Below are 20,908 nucleotides of genomic sequence, written 5' to 3'. Positions count from 1 at the left end.
CAGTCATCCTTCTCGGGTTAGCTGCTCAGCTCTATGCTGGTGCGGGGTTATTTTATGGAGCATGAAATTCTTCAATTCATAATCAAACTTAGCATCTCGTATTAATTCAAGCACTTGATCATGCAGAACGTCCAATTTCTTCAGAAGCCATGCCTCGGGATCAGCAGGATACCGGAGTGATTTGTTTAGCAATTGAAGAATGCGGCTTTGTCCGCCTTCTTTTAAGCATTTCAATTCATTTTCGTATCTGACGTAGCTCAGCATGGCTTTTGCCAGCTTCGTATATTCGTGATAGCCGTAAAAGTTGTAGAATGCTTCAATCAGTTCAATTTCATTTTTTTGAATTAATTCGTCGACGAGTTGAATCGGGCGTTCTACCTGGTCGTAGAAAGAAGCCTTTCTCTCGCTCACACTGATGATCGCCGAAGCCAAATGCTTGATCATCGTCAAGTTTTCCATGTTTGAAAGCATTTGATAATAGATTCCGCTATAAAAATCGCCAGCCAATACGGTCAGCTGCTGTTTTTTCGAAGCCAGAATATCTTCTTTCACTTGGTCATGGGCATGCAATGCCGCATAGACAATAGATACAGTCTTAGCCGTCTGTTCTATGTCTGCAGACCATTGCTTTCCGTCTAAAAATGGCAGCAGCAAGAAAAACAAACGCTCCCGCTCGACGGATGGACCTTCCGTATGTTTTTCGAGAGTCCGCTGTTTTACAGCTTTTAGGACTTCGATTTCCAAGGAAGTAATTTTCGAATGTATTTGTTGTTCATTCATACTGCTTACTCCATTCATGATTTAGCCATACTTGACTATTATATCACAGGCAAAGCCTAGCCTTCACCCAAATGACCCTATTTTTTCGTTTCGCTTTCGATCACGCCGTGAGCCGTTTGAATTTCTGCTTTCCCACGAATTTTCATCGCTGAAGTGTGTTCCGTAAATTGTGCAATCATCACTTCGCCTTTGTCCAGTTTTTCTGTATGATGGAATTTCGTATCATTTCCCCGTGTCAATCCGATCACGTTTACGCCGTCTTCCTGGGCACGGATCACAATGTATTCTGGTTGAGCCATTTCCACACCTGCTTTTTCTTTAATTTTCAATTCATATTAATGTAAGTCATCACTTCGGCCCGTTTCACGTCATCCGCTTCAAAAATTCCTCTTGAAACAGCCGTAACGGTTTTTGCACCCGGCTTTTTAATGCCCCGCATCGTCATGCACATATGCTCAGCTTCAATCATTACATAGACGCCATGCGGATTCAATGTCTCCATTAAAGAATCTGCAACGGTTGAAGTGATGCGTTCTTGCAGCTGCGGGCGCTTTGCGACGGTTTCAACAGCTCTCGCTAATTTGCTTAACCCAGTTACGACTCCGTCCCTTGGGATATAAGCAATATGCGCTTTTCCAAAGAACGGAACTAAATGGTGCTCACATGTCGAGTAAAAAGGAATGTCCTTTACCAGGACAAGCTCTTCATGCCCCTCATGAAAAACCGTTTTAAAATACTCTTTCGGGTCTTCCTTTAATCCCGAAAAAATTTCAGCATACATTTTAGCGACGCGCTTCGGAGTATCCAGCAATCCTTCACGTCCCGGGTCTTCACCCACCGCTTCCAAAATCATGGTTACCGCTTTTTCAATTTTATCTAAGTCCACTTTTTGCGAATCTAAATCGATCACTCTGTTTCCTCCTGTTTAAACGGATTCAGTCTACCCGTTAGCAGCTTCGTTGTTTTAGTTGTTTGATCAGGCCTCAAGCCGGTCTTTTAGTTTTATCGTTAGCGGAACCTATACAGCGGCTGCGCTTTTCTCACATGAATCGTAGCATATACGTTCGGGATTCGCAAAAATGTATGCTTAAAAAAAGAATGGCTTTTGTGTGGTTTGTCACACAAAAGCCATTCTATGTACTGCACTGTAGATTATTTCACTGCGTCTTTAAGCGCTTTACCTGGTTTAAATGCAGGTACTTTGCTAGCTGCGATTTCGATCTCAGCACCAGTTTGCGGGTTGCGTCCTTTGCGAGCTGCGCGTTCGCGTACTTCAAAGTTACCGAATCCAATCAATTGGACTTTGTCACCTTTAGTTAGAGCGTCTTGAATCGCTTCAAATGCAGCGTCAACTGCTTTCGCAGCGTCTTTACGAGAAAGCTCAGCTGCTTCAGCAACAGAGTTCACTAATTCTGTTTTGTTCATGCCATTCACCTCCTCTCAAAGGGGATGCAAACCTTCAATCCTGTAAAAAGAGTATCATATCGAAAATCGCATAGCAACAACTAATAGAGCGCTTTAGCAATAAAACAGTAAAATACTGACAAAATATTCTAAATGCAGCTCTTTTTTAGCAGAAATCCCATGAAATCAATAAATTATTCATTGTTGAAGATCGGTTCCATGTCTTCGTCGACGGTGTAGGGAAGCGAATAGGCAGGGACAATCGGGCTGTCGTCATACAATAAGAACCGGATATCTTGGCCTTCTTCGATCGTTCCTTCATATTCCTGCAATTCCGTATATAGATCCATGGAATAGTCAACGTAGACATCGCCTTTTCCGGTAACTACAAGAGGCAAATTGCGGCCGCTATATGGGCTTACCGCCATTTGTTCTTCCTTGAACCCCATAGCCGTATAGTTTAATCGGTAAACATTGTCGGCAATAATTTCAGCGATGGGCGCTCGCCCGCCGTTGGCACTTTTTCGGATGTTGATCGACCGGATCGTTTCAGCCATTTGCAAATCTACCAATTTCACTGTCGGGTTTTCTTCAACATCCATCAATACATACTGAAAAATACCGCCTGTTTCAAAAGCATTGGAAGGTATTTCAGATAAATATTTCGGAACGATTTTCGAGAAATCAATCGGATATTTGATGAATTGATCCACGTCCATGTCTCTTGTCTTAATCGGCAGCAATCCGCCGCTTTCCTCTTGGTACTGATTGATGGCATTTTGCACGGAATTGACCTGTTCCTCGTATGGGATCTGATTTTCAGCCCGTTCACTTTCAGGATACATACAGCCGCTCAGCAATACTGCCAGAACCGTAAACATGATGAGCATTGAAATCTTTTTCATTTTCATCACCTCAAGCGCCGCCTGTCGGCCCGCTGAATATAATAAATACCATAATAAAGAAGCCTAAAATCAGCAAAATATATGCGATCAATGCGAAAATAAATTTTAAAAAGCCATTATTCAGCTTGTATCTGCTTAAATAAATCATTCCCATGGAGATCATTAAAAAAGCAATTCCTGCAAAAGAGACCCACATCTTGTCTAAAGAACTCATAATTGCCCGCCTTTCGTTCAGTTTCAGTCCATAGTATAGCATAAGAAATGCGCAGGTGCCCCGCCATATTTGACGGGCTTGGGACAATTTCCACAGCCAATAACCCCTGCTTATTTCTCTATGCTGCAAATGCTTTGCAACAAAAAAAGAAGAGTCCGCAAACTGGCAGCTCTTCTTTTTTACTTCTTACAGCAAGTTGATTAAATCTTCCATCTCATTCTTTTTCATTCTGCCCATAAGTTTTTCAGCAGCTTCATTGGTCGACTCTTCTTCAAACAGCACGGCATAGAGAGCCGCAGTGATCGGCATCGGGACGTCGTAGGCTTTTGCCAGCTGAAACGCCGCCTTCGTGGTCCGGATCCCTTCTACCACCATGCCCATCTCTTCCAAGACTTCTTCAATGGTCTTGCCTTTGCCGAGCATATTGCCGGCCCTCCAGTTCCGGGAATGGGGGCTCGTACAGGTCACGATCAAATCGCCGACGCCGGATAGTCCGGAGAACGTCAAAGGGGTAGCTCCCATCTTCACTCCAAGGCGTGCGATTTCAGCAAGGCCGCGGGTCATTAAAGCGGCTTTGGCGTTATCGCCGTACCCTAGGCCGTCCGTTATTCCAACAGCAAGAGCAATGATGTTCTTCAAAGCTCCGCCGATTTCAACGCCGATGACGTCGGTATTCGTATAGACGCGGAAGTATTGGTTCATAAACAGATCTTGCACAAATTCAGCGGACGCCGTATTTTCGCAGGCTGCGGTTACGGTTGTCGGATGTTCAAGCACTACTTCTTCTGCATGGCTTGGGCCTGACAGAACCACCACATCTTCCACCCACTGTTCCGGAATTTCTTCACGGATCATTTCGCTGATGCGTTTTAACGAATCGGGTTCAATGCCTTTTGAGACATGGACAAATAAAACCTTTTCGGTTAAATTTTCTTTAATTTTTGCGCAAACTTCTCTGATTGCTTTTGTAGGAACTGCCAAGACTAAAACTTTTGAATGGCGGACAGTTTCTGCCAAGTCGCTCGTTGCCTTTAACCGTTCCGGCAGTTCGATCCCTTTTAAATACTTCTCATTCGAATGTTCATTGATTTCATCTGCTTGCTCGGCACGATGGGTCCAAAGCAGGACGTCATGGCCATTTTGCGCAAGGACAAAACTTAACGCGGTTCCCCAGCTTCCCGCACCATATACAGATACTTTTTCCATCTTATCGCACCACCTTTAAACAATTATGTCCGAGCACGTGTAATCAGCCGGAGCGGTGTTCCTTCGAAATCAAAACTTTCACGGATCCGGTTTTGCAGGAAACGTTCATAGCTGAAGTGCATCAATTCAGGTTCATTGACAAACACGACAAATGTCGGCGGCTGGATCGCCACTTGCGTTGCATAATAAAGGCGCAAGCGTCGGCCTTTGTCAGAAGGTGCCGGGTTCATAGCCACTGCATCTTCGATGACTTCATTCAAAATGCTTGATTGGATGCGGCGTGAGTGGTTGTCATTGACTTTGTTGACGACTTCCAAAATATTATGGACGCGTTTTCCGCTGATTGCTGAGACAAACATGATCGGTGCATAATCCAAGAATAGGAAATGTTCACGGATTTTGCGTGTCATAACATTCATCGTTTTTTCGTCTTTTTCAATCGCATCCCATTTGTTGACAATGATGACAATCGCTTTTCCTGCTTCATGCGCATAGCCGGCAATTTTCTTGTCTTGCTCCTGGATGCCTTCTTCGGCATTTAATACGACCAAAACAACGTCGGAGCGTTCAATTGCCCGCAGCGCGCGAAGCACACTGTATTTCTCTGTTGTTTCGTAGACTTTCCCTTTTTTGCGCATTCCCGCTGTATCAATGATGACATACGGCTGGTCTTCATACGTATACTGTGTATCCACAGCGTCACGCGTTGTTCCCGCGACATCGCTGACGATGACCCGCTCTTCTCCTAAAAATGCGTTGACGAGCGATGATTTCCCGACGTTCGGACGTCCGATCAATGAGAATTTAATCACATCTTCCGGATAGTCCTCTTCATCTTCTTTCGGGAAGTTTTTCGCCACTTCATCCAGCAAGTCCCCAAGCCCAAGTCCATGTGAACCGGAAATCGGGAATGGTTCGCCTGCTCCCAATGTGTAAAAATCATAAATCATGTGGCGCATATCAGGATTGTCGATTTTATTGACAGCCAAAATGACTGGCTTCTTCGTGCGGTATAAAATTTTAGCCACTTGTTCATCTTGGACCGTGACGCCATCGCGGCCGTTCACGAGGAAGATGATGACATCCGCCTCATCCATTGCGATTTCCGCTTGCTGGCGGATCTGCTCCAAAAACGGTTCGTCCCGCAGGTCGATTCCGCCTGTATCGATGATATTGAATTCATGTGTCAGCCAATCTGCCGAACTATAGATGCGGTCGCGTGTTACGCCTGGAATATCTTCCACTATAGATACGCGTTCCCCGACAATCCGATTAAAGATTGTCGATTTCCCGACGTTCGGCCGGCCAACGATTGCTACTACCGGTTTTGACATAATTAGTTCATCCTTCCACTTCTGATATGCCTATTATACACGAAAAAGGTGATGGCATCTTGTAAATGTCCATCACCTTAAAAGGTGTAATATTCAGTTTTTCATCCGCCTTGCAAAAGATTTGGGATCCAATCCCCGAACTTCAAGGTAATGATAAAGTTCTCCTGAAATAATTAGTGGACATTTCTCCAGATCACTCAACTTTTTCGCCCCTAAAGCGGTCATCATCATTCTAAGGTCTTCCAGCAGCAGTTGAATTTCTTCTATTAGACTGGCTTCCCCTTTAAGGTAGGCCGTCTTCAGAAAAGATCCGGCCAGACCCGCAGCGGATGCGCCAAGCGCAAAAGCCTTGACCATCTCTTGGGCATTGCGGATGCCGCCCGATGCCAATATCGTTTTCGAAAAGGCCGATTTTGCTTCCACAATCGCTGCTGCCGTTGGTACGCCCCAATCCTGAAAATACGATAATTTGCGCTGGCGCCGCTCATTTTCAATCGAAGCAAAATTCGTTCCGCCGAAGCCGCTGACATCAATCGCTGAGATTTGTGTGGCAGTTAACAATTCGGCTGTTTCTTTAGAAATGCCAAATCCGGTTTCTTTGATGATGATCGGCACTTCCACGGATTCAGCAATCAGGCCGATACGTTCCAATGCACCTTTAAAATCCCGATCACCTTCTGGCATGGTCAATTCCTGAATTACATTCAAATGGATTTGAAGTGCATTTGCCTCGAGCATTTCAATCGCTTCCTGCGCTTGTTGGAGGCTCGCTTCACTCCCTAAATTGCCCATGATAAAGCCTGAAGGGTTTTCTTTGCGGACAATTTCATAGCTTGCCCTCTCGCTTGGGTCTTTTAAAGCAGCCATTTGCGAGCCGACTGCCATCGCCAAACCCGTTTCTTTTGCAGCCTTTGCAAGCATGCCGTTTAAATTTGCAGTTTCACTGCCGCCGCCGCCTGTCATGGCATTAATAAAAACAGGTGATTCAAATTGCAAATCACCTGTTTCCATATGAATGCTGACATCCGACAGACCGATCCCAGGCAAAGCTGAATGGACGAAGCGAATATCTTCGAACATCGTCTTGCTGCTTTGGCCAGTGGACAGTGCAAATTGAATATGGTCCATCTTTCTTTCAGCCCTCGACATATTATTCAGATTTAAATCCTTTTAATTTGTCGCCGATCACATCACTGATAGAGAACCCGCTTGACTCCTCAGGCATTTCGTAATTGGAAAAATCCTGTTCCCGCTCTTTTTCCTGGAGTTCCTTGATGCTAAGAGATAGGCGTTTATCCTCTTTATTGACATCAAGGACTTTCACTTGGACTTCCTGGCCTTCAGACAGCACTTCATGCGGCGTTCCGATGTGCTTATGGGCAATTTGAGAAATATGGACAAGGCCTTCTACCCCTGGCAATACTTCTACGAATGCTCCATAACTCACCAGACGCTTCACTTTGCCGTCATGGACAGAACCTTTCGGAGCTTTGTCTTCAATCGAATCCCACGGTCCAGGAAGCGTGTCTTTAATTGATAATGAAATCCGTTCTGAGTCACGGTCAACAGAAAGCACTTTTACTTGCACTTCTTGGCCTTCTGTTACAACATCAGAAACTTTTTCGACATGCTCGTGCGACAATTGAGAGATATGGACAAGGCCATCTACTCCTCCGATGTCCACAAAAGCGCCGAATGAAGCGATGCGCTGGACTTTGCCAGTCAGTACATCCCCAGCATGGATGGTTTCCATCACTTCAACTTTTTGGGATTCCTTTTCAGACTCTACTACCGCGCGGTGGGAAAGGATCAAACGGTTATTTTCCTTCTCCATTTCAACAATTTTAAAAGTCATGACTTTTCCTTTATAGTCCTCGAAGGACTCAACGAAATAATCTTCAACCAGTGAAGCTGGCACAAATCCGCGGACGCCAAGATCCACGACCAATCCGCCTTTTACGACATCCTTCACTTCCGATTCGATGATTTCGCCGGATTCGAACTTTTTCTCCAAGTCGTCCCACGCCTGTTCGGCATCGACTTTGCGCTTGGACAATACGAAGTTCTCATCTTCGACTTTTGTGATGACCAATTCCAGTTCATCACCTACTTGTACTGAATCTGATGCTTTTTCAATGTGGAGGCTCGACAATTCGCTAATCGGTATAACCCCATCAAAAGGTGCTCCTTCGATTGTCACGGTTACTGCTTTTTCTTCGATTTTAGCAACTATCCCTTTTACATGACTTCCGACTTGGAAATCACTGTTTTCCATCATATTCATTTCCTCAGACATAAGTAGCCCTCCTTCACAAACTATCCACTTCCTATTTTATTCGAATTCTCTAATAAAAACAAAAATAATCACTTATTTTTACTGTATTCATTCAGAATATCTTGGATGCTTGCCATAATCACTTCGGTCACTTCATCAGCAGAAGCTTTTCTCTCCCGAAATGGAGCCATTTGAATCGGATCACCGTAGACCACTTTCACTTTTCTAAACATTTTATAGGGGCCGATAATCGCACACGGCATCACGTCCGCCTCGCCTCTCAAGGCAAAGAAACCCGCCCCGCTCAAACCTTTTTTCAAAACTCCGTCAGTTGATCGGGTGCCTTCCGGAAAAAGGCCGACCACTTCTCCGCTTTTCAGCACTTTTAATGCTGTCCGCATCGCTTCCCGGTCGCTCATTCCGCGCTTCACAGGAAAAGCATTCACTTTCGGCAAAATGCCGCCGAGCACCGGCAGCTTAAATAATTCTTCCTTAGCCATGAAATGGACAGTTCGTGGAGCTGTCATGCCAACGACCGGCGGATCCAGTGCATGAATATGATTCGAGCAAAGCAGGATTCCACCTTCTTTAGGGAATTTTTCAGCACCGATCACTTCAAATCGGTACAGAGGAGTTAATGCTGTTTTAACCAATGCTTTACCAAATGCATATAAGTTCACTTTAACTCAACCTTTCTTCAGCCAGTTTCAATATTTCTGAAGCCGCTTCTTGAATCGTTAACGTGGTAGTATCCAAGAAAATAGCATCTTCCGCTTTTTTCAAAGGCGCCACGTCACGTTCGCTGTCCATTTTATCGCGTTTGGCAATTTCAGCCTGAAGCTCATGAAGCGGCGTTTCGATTCCGCGCGTTTTGTTTTCCTTGAATCTTCTCGCTGCACGTTCTTCTACACTTGCTGACATGAAGATTTTCAGCGGAGCATTTGGCAGCACGTGTGTGCCGATATCACGGCCGTCCATTACGACACCGCGCCCTTCAGCCAATTGCTGTTGCAACTCAACCATGCGCTCACGTACAAGCCCGTGTGCAGACATCTGCGATACGGCTTGTGTCACAACTTGTGTCCGGATTTCTTCCGTCACATTTTTTCGATCTAAAAATACTAGCTGTCCGTTCGTTGAAGGCTGAAGATCAATTGCCGTTTCTAAAAGCAAAGCCCCCGCCTCTTCATTGCTCGAAAGATCAATCCCTTGATTGATCGCTTTCAGCGTAATCGCACGGTACATCGCTCCCGTATCAATATATATATACCCTAATTTCTCTGCCACAATTTTAGCAATCGTACTTTTCCCTGCCGCTGCAGGTCCGTCGATCGCAATTTGTATCGGTTTAGCCAAAACAGTCACCTCATCATATGTATTCGATTTATTTTAACACAGAAAAGCGAAGGCGCCTATCCAGCACCGACAAGCGCTGGAGGGCTTTCAGTGAATGGCGCTTTTTGCCATTTGCTGAAAGGCCGAAGCGTCTCGAGGTGCTAGGCGCCCTGAGTCTGGACAGATGAAAAGCGCAAGTTCCCTTTATCGGAAGCTAACCTAGGAGCGCGACTTCCTGTCGCAACGGTTAGCTGACCCGCTTCGTGCGGGCCCTCGACGAGCATTAGACAATTGCTCGAAGCGGCGTCTCTTCAGCCGCACAGAGGAATTGGCTTATGACCTAGAGAATCTGGGCGCTGGAGCTAGACAAGAAAAGCGAAGGCGCCTATCCAGCACCGACAAGCGCTGGAGGGCTTTCAGTGAATGGCGCTTTTTGCCATTTGCTGAAAGGCTGAAGCGTCTCGAGGTGCTAGGCGCCCTGAGTCTGGAGAGATAAAAAGCGAAGGCGCCGAAGCCACTCGCGTGCTAAACCAACTCACCTAAAAATAAAAAATCGCTGCATCCATTGTTAAGGATGCAGCGACGTATGGTCGTGGTAATGGGTCAATGACAATTGATGCGCTTGTTTGACTTTCCGAAGGCCGAACCACCATAGGAACAGCATGAACGGAATGACTCCATACGACCAACTTGTATTTGAATACAAGATCGAATTATAAAGAATGTGGAGCACCAATGAAGCCAATAAACTCCAGAAAAGCCATTTGCGGCCATCATTAGAATTTGTAAATTTTGCTCTTCCTAAATAATAACCCATTACTACTCCAAATAGCGCATGGCTTGAAACCGGAAGGAAAGCCCGGATAAAAGCTGTCTGTAGTCCGAATTCCAATAGGTAGAGCACATTTTCAACCGTCGCGAACCCAAGAGACACACTTGCCCCGTAAAGAATTCCGTCATATGGGTCTTCAAAATCAATATGCCGATAAACTGCGATAATCAATACCAGCCATTTAAAAAACTCTTCTACAGTACTTGCAAAAAGAACATTTTGAGCAAACAAATGGGTAAAAACGCCTTCAGTCTGGAAAACGTATTGGATAAACATGATTGGAAAAGTTAAGACCGCCCCGTAAATAAAGCAATTCAGCAAGAGCCGGGAAGGTTCACTGGAAAATTGATCGCGAAGATAAAAATAACTAAACAAGGCTAAACTGGGAGCAATTGCAACTGTGAGTAAAATGATCATACGCCTGCTCCTTTGCTTAGAGTCTCTTTAGTATAACACGATTCACTGGAAAATTTTAGCCGAATCTATTGTCTTTAAAATTCAATAAGTAAAGCTATTGACATCGATTTCTTTCTTCTCCGACAACATGACCGCTAGTTTAATTCTTGCTTTTTTGCTGTCGTAATCGCTTCCCAAAAGAACGCCTTTCAGCAGCAAATCGTGCGCGCTGCCCGGATAGCCATAGCTCGGATACGCATTCCCTTCCTCAGCGCTCGTCGTTAACACGATTGTTACGCCATTTTTCACGGCGCGTTCGATAGCCTCGACCATATGCGGCGAAACCTGGCCTCTGCCTGCTGCTTCTAAGACAATCCCTTTAGAACCGCTTTCTACCAATAAATCAACCAGACGGCCGTCTTGTCCGGAATAGCATTTCACAATATCCACTTTCGGAAGATCGCCGTTTAACGAATGGACTTCCCGTGAAATCGGCTTTTGATAAACACTCACCACATCATTATCGATAATCCCCAAATAGCCGTGGCCAAAAGAGTCAAAACCTTGAAGGTTGCTCGAGTGGACTTTCTTCACGTATTTCGCAGAATAGATCCGTTCATTGAAGACGACTACCGTTCCGACGCCGCGCAAAGTTTCATCCACTGACACATAAATGGAATTCCGCAGATTCGAATAGACATCTGTTCCGACGTCATCCGGTGAACGCTGCGAACCCGTAACGACTACCGAACGGTCATCATCCACTGTCAAATCCAAAAAGTAAGAAGTCTCTTCCAGCGTATCCGTACCGTGGGTCACCACAATGCCATCGACGCTTTCGTCCTGCATTTCTTTATCGATCGCTTGTTTAATTATTTTCATTTCCTCGAAGCCGATATGCATGCTCGGCAATTGGAAAACATCGATCACTTTTACTTCGATTTCTTCCGGCAATTGGCACAATGCTGCCAATTCCCTTCCGGAAATCGCACCGGACTTCAACAACCCTTTCGAAATTTCCTTACTCGCGATTGTTCCCCCTGTAGTAATCAAAGAAACTTTTTTATTCATCGTATATACACCCTTTCCCCCCTATATTTTACACTATTCCAGATGCCAAAAAAGGCTTTCTTCATGAAATAAATAGAAAAAGGTTCTGGATAATTCCAGAACCTTAAAGCTCATCCTAAATTTAAGTAGCAAAGAAAGTTTTAAATGAGGTTTTCTTTTCTCGCAATGGACTCGGCAATCTGATCGCCGTGGAATCGCCCGTTTTCAATGAAGATTTCATTGGCATTATTGCCAGCTGCAATGACACCCGCGATATAGAGATCTGCCACGCCGGTTTCAAATGTTTCTTCGTTGATTTCCGGGCGGCCCGTTGCCCCGTCAATTGTAATACCGAGTTTCGTCAAAAATTCATGATCCGGATGATAGCCGATCATCGCAAAAACGAAGTCGTTTGGAATCACTTCTTTTTGGTCGTTTACTGTAAGCTCGACTTCCGTTTCTGAGATTCGGTCCACAATCGAATCAAATAGCATCGTAATTTCGCCTTTGCGTACTAAACTATCGAATTCAGGCAAGATCCAAGGCTTGATGCTTTTCGAGTAACTGGTCCCGTGATAAGACACCGTAACATGGCTGCCCGCTTTATGCAGTTCAAGCGCCGCGTCAACGGCAGAGTTTTTGCCCCCGATCACCAGCACGTTTTGGTCAAAATACGGATGGCCTTCTTTGAAATAATGCATCACTTTCGGCAATTCTGCCCCTTCTACATCAAGCTGATTCGGTTGGTCGTAGTAGCCGGTAGCCGCAATCACATATTTCGCTTCGTACCGGCCTTTTGTCGTCTCCACTTTAAAGAAATCTTCTTTCGTGACACCGAGCACTTTCTCAAACGGCCGGACGTCGATGCCGCTCCGCTTCACAACTTCCCGGTAGTACACCAACGCCTGGTTCCGCTTCGCTTTTCGGTCTTCCGTGATAAACGGAATATCGCCGATTGAAAGTTTTTCGCTGGAACTAAAAAAAGTCTGGTGGGTCGGATAATGATAAATGGCATTGACAATATTGCCCTTTTCAATGACCACCGGATCCAATCCGATTTTTTGTATCGCAATAGCTGCAGCGAGCCCGCAAGGACCTCCACCAATAATTACAACATCTTTCGTTTCCACATCTAACATCTCCCAGATTTAAATCAATTTGGTGCTTTCTTTTGGTTTAATGGTCAATACATGATATTCAGCTTCTGCGCCTAAACGCAGCGGCAGATGGGTCGTGCCGTAGCCGTTGCTGACAAGCCGGTAAACCCCATTTTCTTCTGTAAGGCTCCCTTTTTTATAAAGCCCCCACTTCCCGATTCGGATCTGGCCTCCATGAGTATGGCCCGCGAGCACAAAGTCAACCGGATAATGTTCCATCACACGCGGAAAAATGAAAGGCGTGTGCGAAACAAAAATGACTGTGTCATCAGCAGCTACGCCAGCAAACGCCGTATCCAACGGGTTTTCCCTGAAAGCGAAATAATCCAAACCTACTAATTTAAGGCGGCTATTTCCGAAAAGTTCAATCGAGGCATTTTCAAGCAAATGGACGCCGTACCGGGAAAATAGGCGCCTCAACTCCATCTCATCCACTTCCCGGTCATTGTTGCCCCAGATGAAATATACCGGCGCAACAGCGCTTAACACCTTTAAATTATGTTCCACTTTTCTTAAAGGTACACCTTTTTCAGCTATATCGCCACCGATGACAATAAAATCGACCGGAAAGTCAATCAGATTTTCCGGAAGGACCCGATGGTGAATATCTGATATAAATACCATTTTAAATGGTTTAAACGGCTGTATGGCTTCTAGGTGAAGGGTTTGGCGTTTTAACGTATGGACGTGGGCATTCCTGAACATAAAAAGAAGCAGCCCGATAGCCGCCAACCCGAATTTCAGAATCAGTTTCAATTAAAGAATCCTTTCCAATCAATAAAGAGGCACAAGCAAAGCTCTGCTTCCGCCTCTTCGACTATTATTTAATGAGTTCAGTCTTCTGATACGTCGAGCACCCGGAATCCGGATTTCTCCAACTCTTTTCTAAATTTATCGACGTTGTCTTTTTTGCGTACTTTCAAGACGATCCGGCGGACCAACTTGTCCGTTTCGTCAAATGTCACCAAGGAGATGACCGACTCTTTATGTTTTTCAATGATTTCACCGAGACGCCCGATTCTTCCTTCTGACTCAACAGACGTAAACGTGATGCGGACACCTTCTTTGTTCATGCCGAATGCGCTTTGCAGCTGATTCATCACATCATACCGTGTAACGATTCCGAGAAATTCTGATTTTTCAACTACCGCAATAATCGGAAAGTCATTCAATTCAAGAATCGCTTTTTCGTACACATCGTCTATCCCTAAAAATACATTTTGATTAACGACGACGTCGCGGACTTGAGCCGTCTTCATAAATTCTTCTTTCGTCTTGCCTGAGTGGAAATAAGCGCGGTACGCATGGTACCACGTAAAGATTCCTTTATATTCTACTCCATCAATGACCGGAAGTGCATCTATTGTATGCTTTTCGAGTAGATCCATCCCTTTTTCAATGGAATCATCCATTGTCACTGTAATGCATTTTTCTCTTTTGACCATGACACTTTTCACAAACATGCAGTTCACCTCTACTTTAGATTCTTGACACTCTTAACTGTATTTCGACGTGCACCGCTGGATTTCCTTTATTAAGGCAAGACTAAAGTCTGGCCTACGCTGATTTCGTTCGAAGGCAATCCATTCGCCTGTTTGATCTTTTCTACTCCCGCGCTGGCTCCAGCTGCTCCATACGTATTCACAGCTATGCGGTAAAGCGTTTCGCCTGCTTGGACTGTGTGGGTTTTTCCGGATGCCGGAGGGGTTTGCTTTTGAGCTGCTTCTTTTTCAGCTTGTGCTTTTGCCGCCGCTTCTTTTTCGGTCTGTGCTCTTGCTGCTGCCTCTTTTTCAGCTTGTGCTCTTGCCGCTGCTTCTTTTTCAGCTTGCGCTTTCGCTGCTGCCTCTTTTTCAGCCTGGGCTTTCGCTGTCGCCTCTTTTTCAGCTTGTGCCTTTGCTGCCGCCTCTTTTTCAGCCTGGGCTTTCGCTGCCGCTTCTTTTTCAGCCTGCGCTTTCGCTGCTGCTTCTTTTTCCGCCTGTTCATCGGCCGCAGTTTCATCCTGTTCTTCTTCTTCACCAGGAATCACAGCCACATCCGGCGAAGCCGATCCTGATTCCACACTTACTTCGTTCGCAGTTTCATCTGTCGGCAAGGTATCATCGGGTTCAAATAAGAAGGCCACATAAAACAGAATGGTAACAGGGATTAAAATGAAAATGAAAAATAAAGCCGGCAATAACATGTTCTTGGTTTTCTTCGGTTTTTCTTTTACTGCATTCCGCTGCGCTCTTCTTGACGGAGCGGCACTTCGTTCTACGGCAATTTCCTGTCGGTCTTTTTCAACTGATTCACGATAATTCTGTTTTCCCATAGTAGATTACCCCTATCTTAACTAATATCTTTATTATGCCGAAAAATATCCAGTTTGTAAACGAGGCTTCCATAGTTTGTCATAATGGCAATAGTGCATTTAGCCGATTTTGCCAACTCAGCAGATCCCGCTTTTTACCCGTCTCATTGCGCAGCTCGAAAACCTCATAATCGATCCAGTCGTTCACACAGCAGCTCTCCGGTTTTTGATCCATTTCCTGGTCAAAGCTCTCTATAAGATATTGACGTATACAGGAAGTAATGGTTACGAGTTTTTTTATTTTTCCGGCTTGTTTCACTTTTTCCTGTTGAAGCATCTCTATTTGTTTGTATGTCTCTTCAACAGATAATTGTTTTAGCCAATAGTCAATGACCCGGTAAGCCGTCTCACGCACAATTCCATCGCTGATTAACCGTTTCGGGTCATGCGACTGGTGGACTTGATAGATTTCATTTTTTGTCGGAAGGTCCTCCAGGACGATGCTTTCCATCAGGCTTTCGTCGCCTGGCGCCAGCAAAAGAGTAGCCAGTGCCGGCTTGCCATCGCGTCCCGCCCTTCCGACTTCCTGTACGTAACCTTCGATCGAAGTCGGCAATTGATAATGGATGACGTGGCGAATATCCGGGATGTGGACGCCCATGCCGAATGCATTTGTTGAACAGACCCACTCCAATTCCTTATTTTGAAATTGCTGCTGGACAAATATCCGGTCCTGGTGCTCCATGCCCCCGTGATAATAGGCAGCTGAAATCCCGGATTCGTTCAAAAGAGCAGCGAGTTTCTGCGATTTTTTTCGCGTTCCGGCATAGATGATGCCCGGCCCTTCAAACTTCCGCACAAACTCCTGGAGCCATTGAAGCTTTTCTCCCGTATTTTCAAAACGCTTGATATCATAGGCGATATTTTTCCGGTCCATCGGATGGGTATAGATAAACGGGTCGCTGATTTTTAAATACGTTTTTATTTCGTTCGTGACTTTGGCTGTAGCTGTGGCGGTTAATGCCAAAATTTGCGGATGGCCTAATGCGGGCAGAATTTCAGAAATCCGCAAATAATCCGGACGGAAATCGAAGCCCCATTGAGAAATGCAATGCGCTTCATCAGCTACTAATAGTGAAATCGTCATCTGCTCCAATTGCTTTTTGACAAAAGGCTGTACGAGCATTTCCGGCGAAATGAAAATAAACCGGTATTGGTTCAGCGTCTGCCAAATTTTCTCTTTGTCTTCACGCTTCAAAAATGAATTGAGCGCCACCACGGATTTTTCGCCCATTTTCTTCAACTGCGCGACCTGGTCCTGCATAAGGGACAGAAGCGGCGACACGATCAGCACACTGCCAGGCAGCACATAAGCCGGCAATTGATAGCACATTGACTTGCCCATGCCGGTAGGCAGCAAAGCGATTACATCTCTTCCCGCTATTACTTGTTCAATGATTTCTTTTTGGCCAGGCCGAAAAGATGTAAATCCGTAAGTTTGATGGAGCAATTCCTCCAGTTTCATTGCGCGTCCTCCCTTATGGCCAATGCGAGGCGGATTTGGAAATAACTGGCCGCCGGAACTTTGTCTTTGATGTTCCGCAATCGTTTCGTCTGCTCGGCTTGGCTGATTTTTATGATTTCGCCGTACAATTCAGGACTGAGGAATGCCGAATAATCAAATAGGGGATCGTTCATGGCAAGTTCGACGAAATGGTCTTCAATCGTACTGGATTTTAAGTGCCGGATTGAAGAGATTTCAGCCAATGAATATCCTTCTTTGAAAAGTTTTTCTGTTCTTCGGGTGGATTCTGTCAATGAAGATAATTCGACGATATTTTCTGTCATCGCATGTAATAAGGGATAGCGTTTTTCTTCTATCACTTCCAGCCAGGCATGCAAGGCTTCAATCACACGCAATTGGGCATCCAAGACCTGTATCCCTTGAACATCCGCTATTTGCTCCCACGTCATCCCACTCCGCCCAAAACCGCTTAGACGCTGCATCAGCGCAGTTTTATGGTCATCGCTTAACGCCACAGCTAGCAGACTATCCAGAATTTCCGACTTGAATTTTGCGACTGAAGCCAACTTCCGAAACTGGATGGCCTTTAAATATCTTTTTACCCATGCCTGAATGTCATCGGAATTATCGATCGGATCGAATTTATTGACCGATTGGCTCGTATGGGATAGGGTTTGAACCACTAAAGACAGGCGATTGAAAAATATCATTTCATTTCCCCTGTATTTCCAGCCGTTTAAGTTTGAGGAAGGTATGGGCATCGCCAACGCTTGCTCCGTCAAATCTATGACATCTTCATTGAAGCGTATGTATTTTTGGTCGATCAAGCTTCTAACCGTCTGATCGTAGACCTTTTTTTCCAATTTCGGCATCAGCGCAAAATAAGGATGCAAATGATAATACCCGATATCCTGGATGGTCTGGCCGGATTTTTTCCCTTTGATGATGTGATAAGGAGCCGACAATGTCCGCTCCAGATTTATGCTTTTCATGATGGTGATGACGAGTTCATCAAATAACAAGAGCGGTCCCCCTAGCTTTATTGGTTGAAAATCTCAACAAACTTCTTTAGAATGAATACGATAGTATAACTGAACTTGTTCGGAGATAAAGGAGAGGAAAATGATTATGGCTAAGTATACCATTGTCGATAAGGATACTTGTATCGCTTGCGGCGCTTGCGGAGCTGCTGCACCTGATATCTATGACTACGACGACGAAGGAATTGCATTTGTTATCCTAGATGATAACATGGGGACTGAGCAAGTTCCAGACGAATTGGAAGAAGACATGGAAGATGCATTCGAAGGCTGCCCGACTGACTCCATCAAAGTTGCAGATGCTCCGTTTGAAGGCAATCCGTTAAAATACGAAGATTAATTTACCATATGCGCATGCTCGGCTTTCCGCCTGGCATGCGTTTTTTGATGCCAAAATAAAAAAGCGGCGAAGGTCTCCCTTCGCCGCTTTGGTCATTTATGATTGATAATAAAGCCGCTGTTTTTCAATCCAGGAATACATGCTATTGAAGATCAATAAGACCACAGCAGCAAGTGCAATTCCTTTAATCAGATTGAACGGCAGGATGCCAAGAACGATTGTGCCAAACAACGCACTGCCTGTTTCAGCCGGCATATTTAAGAAATAAGTGTACATCGGCAAGAACACCAAGTAATTCAAGACGCTCATCCCGATTGCCATCGATAATGTTCCGGCAGTTAAACCGAGGATCATGCCTTTTTTAGAAGCGATTCTGCGATAGATCACGTAAACTGGCGTGATAAACAAGAGGCTTGTCGCAAAGTTCGCTAAATGCCCTACCGGCACTCCAGTCGGGCTTCCTGCAAATAGCCAGTCCAATACGTTTTTAAAGAATGCTACTAGGACACCGGCCACCGGCCCCATTGTAATGGCGGCGATTAACGCAGGCACATCACTGAAATCCACTTTTAAAAATGCTGGCAATGCCGGCAATGGGAAGTTAAAGAGCATTAAAATAAATGAGATGCTGCTCAACATTCCGATTACAATCATGGATTGTAATTTTTTGTTCTTCATATTCCTCTCTCCTTGTCGTGATTCACCAGAAGAAAGGCTTGGACCATGCTGCTCCATATAAAATCCCTTAAGCAAAAAATCACTTAAGGGAGAAAAGGCACACTTAAAATAGCGTTCCGTTTATATGTAAACGATACACGTCCGCACCTTCACCTTCTCCCATCCAGACTATACTGTCGGCTTTGGAATCTCACCAAATCCTGCTTTTTACGGCTCGCGGGCTTAAGGACTGCAGTCCAATTACCGCCGGTAGGGAATTGCACCCTGCCCCGAAGATGAATCGATATTTTGTTATGTCCTAATATTAGTAGAAAAAAGGCATAATGTAAACAGAAATGCTTCACATTATGCCTAATAATTATATTTTCTTTTTATTTTTGTCCGCTGCCCCCATTTTCAAAGCAATCCAGACTTAATTCAAGGGCCACTGAAGCTGGTTAGGAGCTACCGGCACAGGAAGCGGTTCCTGCAAATTAAATTCTTGCCATTCGGTTTGCTCCATTCCGGAGAATACGACCGGTTTTCCAAACGATTTCGCCGTCAATGAAACATTCTCAATCATTTGACGAACGGCTTGTTCATCAAAGCCGTTTAAATCCAATGGCTCAGAAAAAGTAACCGCCACTGATTCTTCTTTCTCCAAAACTTCAAATTCCAGCTCTTGCAAAATTGGATTTTCGAGAAAATCATTGGGCGAATTTTTCATTGCGAACAGTGCTTCAGGAGCAGATTCATAGTCCATTCCGTAATCCGGTACTGAATACGTGTCGCCGCCTGCAGTTGTGTAAGAATAAAAGGCATGCTTTTCCGGAGCCGGTTTAACCGGTTCAAGGATCCCTACCTGACTGAATTCAGCCCGATTTCCCTGTTCATCGGCCACTACGATTTCATCCATGTCTTTAAACGTTTCCTTAAGGATTCTGGTATAGACTTCAATGCTTGCCGAAGCCAAATCGTATTGATGGTCCTCCGGCAGCATATGTTCTGCAATGCTGCCGTTTGCGGAAATCCTGCCAAGCATAGGATGGTATTCTTCGAATCCGAAAGCCTGCTCATTCAATTGGCCCGCATAGCGATTGTATAAATCAACGGATGTCGGGTTTTCCTGAGAAAAATCACGGGCAATCTGAGCATCCGGAATTAAGAAAGAAACCGGGATGACGAAGGCATTTTCGGTTAATCCCATAGTGAACAGCGTGTTGCCCGCCAAATCCTCTTCGTATACTGCCTGGATTCCGGCAGATGCGGCACTTTCTTCGGTCCCGAAACTTTCAATTGAATTAGCGTCATTTGAACTTTCCGCTTCCGGCGAGGCCTGATCATTCAGTCGACTCGTGTCTGAAGTAGCCGCTTCGTCTTTGGAACTTTCCGAACCGCTGGAATCGGACGCGGAGTCCATGCCATTTTGGCTGATAATAGATGCGATTAAAACACCGACTGTGATAAAGGCCAAAGCCGCCACCAATAATGGCAGCCAACGTTTCGTTTTTGTTTTCACAGGTTTTTTTTCGTTTAGCCGCATGTACACTTCTTCCTTAGGCCGTTCATCCTTAATTTTTGGGAACTCTCTCAGCATACTTTCAATCTGGTCGTCGTCCCATTGCTTATTCGGCATGCGCTTCTCCCCCTTCCATAGAGGATAATTTTTCACGTAGCGACTTAATTGCACGGTGTTGCGTCGTCTTTACTTTCCCTTCGGTCCATCCAAGGACTTCTGCTGTTTCAGCGATCGATAAATCTTGGAAAAAGCGCATGATGATGACCATTTTTTGATCACCTGTACACAAATCCAGCGTTTTATAGAGCAGAATTTTGTCTTCATTCAATAACGAAACTTCTTCCGGTATTTTCTCAGAAGAAACCAGTTGCTGGGTCTCCCAGTCAAAATAATCCATCGAATGCTTTTGGCGCACCGCTGTTTTTCGGAAATGATCAATTGCGACATTTTTCGCAATGGAAAAAAGCCACGTTTTTTCAGAGCTCTTCCCTTCAAACCGGTCGTATGCTTTAAACACGCGTATATAGACTTCATGCATCAAGTCTTCCGACAGATGCCGGTTTTTCACTAAGTATATTAGAAACTGAAAGACGTCCTGGTGATACTCATCGTAAAGCCGATGGAAAACGGAGTCATTCATATGCTCCCC

The 20,908-nt window shown here is 45.0% G+C and carries 24 protein-coding genes and 1 riboswitch; of the genes, 1 reads left to right on the top strand and 23 read right to left on the bottom strand.

Translation table 11 applies throughout. The features are described from left to right. Window positions 1-3: 3 nt before the first annotated feature. From BN1080_RS07400 to BN1080_RS07305, 20 genes are all read right to left on the bottom strand, one after another. A complete protein-coding gene (locus BN1080_RS07400) occupies window positions 4-780 on the bottom strand; it encodes a heptaprenyl diphosphate synthase component 1 (protein ID WP_052651393.1) in 777 nt (258 codons plus the stop codon). A gap of 77 nt (window positions 781-857) precedes the next feature. After that, window positions 858-1,079: a trp RNA-binding attenuation protein MtrB gene (gene mtrB, locus BN1080_RS07395; RefSeq protein ID WP_052654470.1), complete on the bottom strand. Its 222-nt coding sequence runs from the start codon at window positions 1,077-1,079 to the stop codon at window positions 858-860. A gap of 26 nt (window positions 1,080-1,105) precedes the next feature. Continuing rightward, window positions 1,106-1,690 carry a GTP cyclohydrolase I FolE gene (gene folE, locus BN1080_RS07390; protein ID WP_110925595.1) on the bottom strand — a complete coding sequence of 195 codons (585 nt, stop codon included), beginning with the start codon at window positions 1,688-1,690 and terminating at the stop codon, window positions 1,106-1,108. Between the two features lie 242 nt (window positions 1,691-1,932). Further along, a complete protein-coding gene (locus BN1080_RS07385; protein WP_052651392.1) occupies window positions 1,933-2,205 on the bottom strand; it encodes an HU family DNA-binding protein in 273 nt (90 codons plus the stop codon). A 173-nt stretch (window positions 2,206-2,378) separates the two neighbouring features. Next, the gene (locus tag BN1080_RS07380) at window positions 2,379-3,089 is read right to left on the bottom strand and encodes a hypothetical protein (protein WP_052654466.1); all 711 of its coding nucleotides are present in this window, start codon (window positions 3,087-3,089) and stop codon (window positions 2,379-2,381) included. Window positions 3,090-3,099: 10 nt separating this feature from the next. Then, on the bottom strand, window positions 3,100-3,303 hold the full coding sequence (locus BN1080_RS07375) for a DUF2768 domain-containing protein (protein WP_052651391.1): 204 nt from the start codon (window positions 3,301-3,303) through the stop codon (window positions 3,100-3,102). Window positions 3,304-3,489: 186 nt separating this feature from the next. Beyond that, complete coding sequence (locus BN1080_RS07370) at window positions 3,490-4,509, bottom strand: NAD(P)H-dependent glycerol-3-phosphate dehydrogenase (RefSeq protein ID WP_052651390.1); 1,020 nt, start codon at window positions 4,507-4,509, stop codon at window positions 3,490-3,492. Between the two features lie 23 nt (window positions 4,510-4,532). Then, entirely contained in the window at window positions 4,533-5,843 is a 1,311-nt protein-coding gene (gene der / locus BN1080_RS07365) for a ribosome biogenesis GTPase Der (RefSeq protein ID WP_052651389.1), read from the bottom strand. Window positions 5,844-5,936: 93 nt separating this feature from the next. Then, complete coding sequence (gene fni, locus BN1080_RS07360) at window positions 5,937-6,971, bottom strand: type 2 isopentenyl-diphosphate Delta-isomerase (protein WP_324607153.1); 1,035 nt, start codon at window positions 6,969-6,971, stop codon at window positions 5,937-5,939. Between the two features lie 22 nt (window positions 6,972-6,993). After that, the gene (gene rpsA, locus BN1080_RS07355; protein ID WP_052651387.1) at window positions 6,994-8,139 is read right to left on the bottom strand and encodes a 30S ribosomal protein S1; all 1,146 of its coding nucleotides are present in this window, start codon (window positions 8,137-8,139) and stop codon (window positions 6,994-6,996) included. Window positions 8,140-8,207: 68 nt separating this feature from the next. Then, on the bottom strand, window positions 8,208-8,798 hold the full coding sequence (locus BN1080_RS07350; RefSeq protein ID WP_052651386.1) for a lysophospholipid acyltransferase family protein: 591 nt from the start codon (window positions 8,796-8,798) through the stop codon (window positions 8,208-8,210). 1 nt (window position 8,799) lies between these two features. After that, on the bottom strand, window positions 8,800-9,474 hold the full coding sequence (cmk, locus tag BN1080_RS07345) for a (d)CMP kinase (protein WP_052651385.1): 675 nt from the start codon (window positions 9,472-9,474) through the stop codon (window positions 8,800-8,802). Between the two features lie 547 nt (window positions 9,475-10,021). Then, a complete protein-coding gene (gene prsW, locus BN1080_RS07340; protein WP_052651384.1) occupies window positions 10,022-10,702 on the bottom strand; it encodes a glutamic-type intramembrane protease PrsW in 681 nt (226 codons plus the stop codon). An 81-nt stretch (window positions 10,703-10,783) separates the two neighbouring features. Further along, the gene (locus tag BN1080_RS07335) at window positions 10,784-11,752 is read right to left on the bottom strand and encodes an asparaginase (protein WP_052651383.1); all 969 of its coding nucleotides are present in this window, start codon (window positions 11,750-11,752) and stop codon (window positions 10,784-10,786) included. Window positions 11,753-11,892: 140 nt separating this feature from the next. Next, complete coding sequence (locus BN1080_RS07330) at window positions 11,893-12,861, bottom strand: YpdA family putative bacillithiol disulfide reductase (RefSeq protein WP_052651382.1); 969 nt, start codon at window positions 12,859-12,861, stop codon at window positions 11,893-11,895. A gap of 18 nt (window positions 12,862-12,879) precedes the next feature. Continuing rightward, window positions 12,880-13,644 (bottom strand): metallophosphoesterase, encoded by a 765-nt coding sequence (locus BN1080_RS07325; RefSeq protein ID WP_052651381.1) that lies wholly within the window; start codon window positions 13,642-13,644, stop codon window positions 12,880-12,882. 77 nt (window positions 13,645-13,721) lie between these two features. After that, the gene (locus tag BN1080_RS07320; protein ID WP_052651380.1) at window positions 13,722-14,351 is read right to left on the bottom strand and encodes a CBS domain-containing protein; all 630 of its coding nucleotides are present in this window, start codon (window positions 14,349-14,351) and stop codon (window positions 13,722-13,724) included. A 71-nt stretch (window positions 14,352-14,422) separates the two neighbouring features. Beyond that, complete coding sequence (locus tag BN1080_RS17580; RefSeq protein ID WP_052651379.1) at window positions 14,423-15,199, bottom strand: LysM peptidoglycan-binding domain-containing protein; 777 nt, start codon at window positions 15,197-15,199, stop codon at window positions 14,423-14,425. Window positions 15,200-15,278: 79 nt separating this feature from the next. Then, on the bottom strand, window positions 15,279-16,703 hold the full coding sequence (locus tag BN1080_RS07310; protein WP_052651378.1) for a RecQ family ATP-dependent DNA helicase: 1,425 nt from the start codon (window positions 16,701-16,703) through the stop codon (window positions 15,279-15,281). Beyond that, window positions 16,700-17,725 (bottom strand): YpbB family protein, encoded by a 1,026-nt coding sequence (locus tag BN1080_RS07305; RefSeq protein ID WP_052651377.1) that lies wholly within the window; start codon window positions 17,723-17,725, stop codon window positions 16,700-16,702. The genes BN1080_RS07310 and BN1080_RS07305 overlap by 4 nt, the downstream gene beginning before the upstream one ends. A 106-nt stretch (window positions 17,726-17,831) precedes the next feature. Between BN1080_RS07305 and BN1080_RS07300 the strand changes: the two genes are divergently transcribed. Then, entirely contained in the window at window positions 17,832-18,083 is a 252-nt protein-coding gene (locus BN1080_RS07300; protein ID WP_052654464.1) for a ferredoxin, read from the top strand. Window positions 18,084-18,179: 96 nt separating this feature from the next. Here the strand turns inward: BN1080_RS07300 and BN1080_RS07295 are convergent, their stop codons facing one another. From BN1080_RS07295 to sigX, 3 genes are all read right to left on the bottom strand, one after another. Next, window positions 18,180-18,761, bottom strand: coding sequence for an ECF transporter S component (locus BN1080_RS07295; RefSeq protein ID WP_052651376.1), 582 nt, complete (start codon window positions 18,759-18,761; stop codon window positions 18,180-18,182). 147 nt (window positions 18,762-18,908) lie between these two features. Next, window positions 18,909-19,042: riboswitch (FMN riboswitch) on the bottom strand. A gap of 131 nt (window positions 19,043-19,173) precedes the next feature. After that, window positions 19,174-20,376 carry a hypothetical protein gene (locus tag BN1080_RS07290; RefSeq protein WP_052651375.1) on the bottom strand — a complete coding sequence of 401 codons (1,203 nt, stop codon included), beginning with the start codon at window positions 20,374-20,376 and terminating at the stop codon, window positions 19,174-19,176. After that, a complete protein-coding gene (sigX, locus tag BN1080_RS07285; protein WP_052651374.1) occupies window positions 20,366-20,899 on the bottom strand; it encodes an RNA polymerase sigma factor SigX in 534 nt (177 codons plus the stop codon). Before sigX ends, BN1080_RS07290 begins: the two co-directional genes overlap by 11 nt. Window positions 20,900-20,908: the final 9 nt, after the last annotated feature.

Origin of the sequence: Planococcus massiliensis (assembly GCF_000821325.1) — a bacterium.
GTDB lineage: Bacteria > Bacillota > Bacilli > Bacillales_A > Planococcaceae > Planococcus > Planococcus ruber.
The sequence above is the reverse complement of the archived record's forward strand: the minus strand, read 5'-3'. Positions and strand labels throughout refer to the sequence as shown.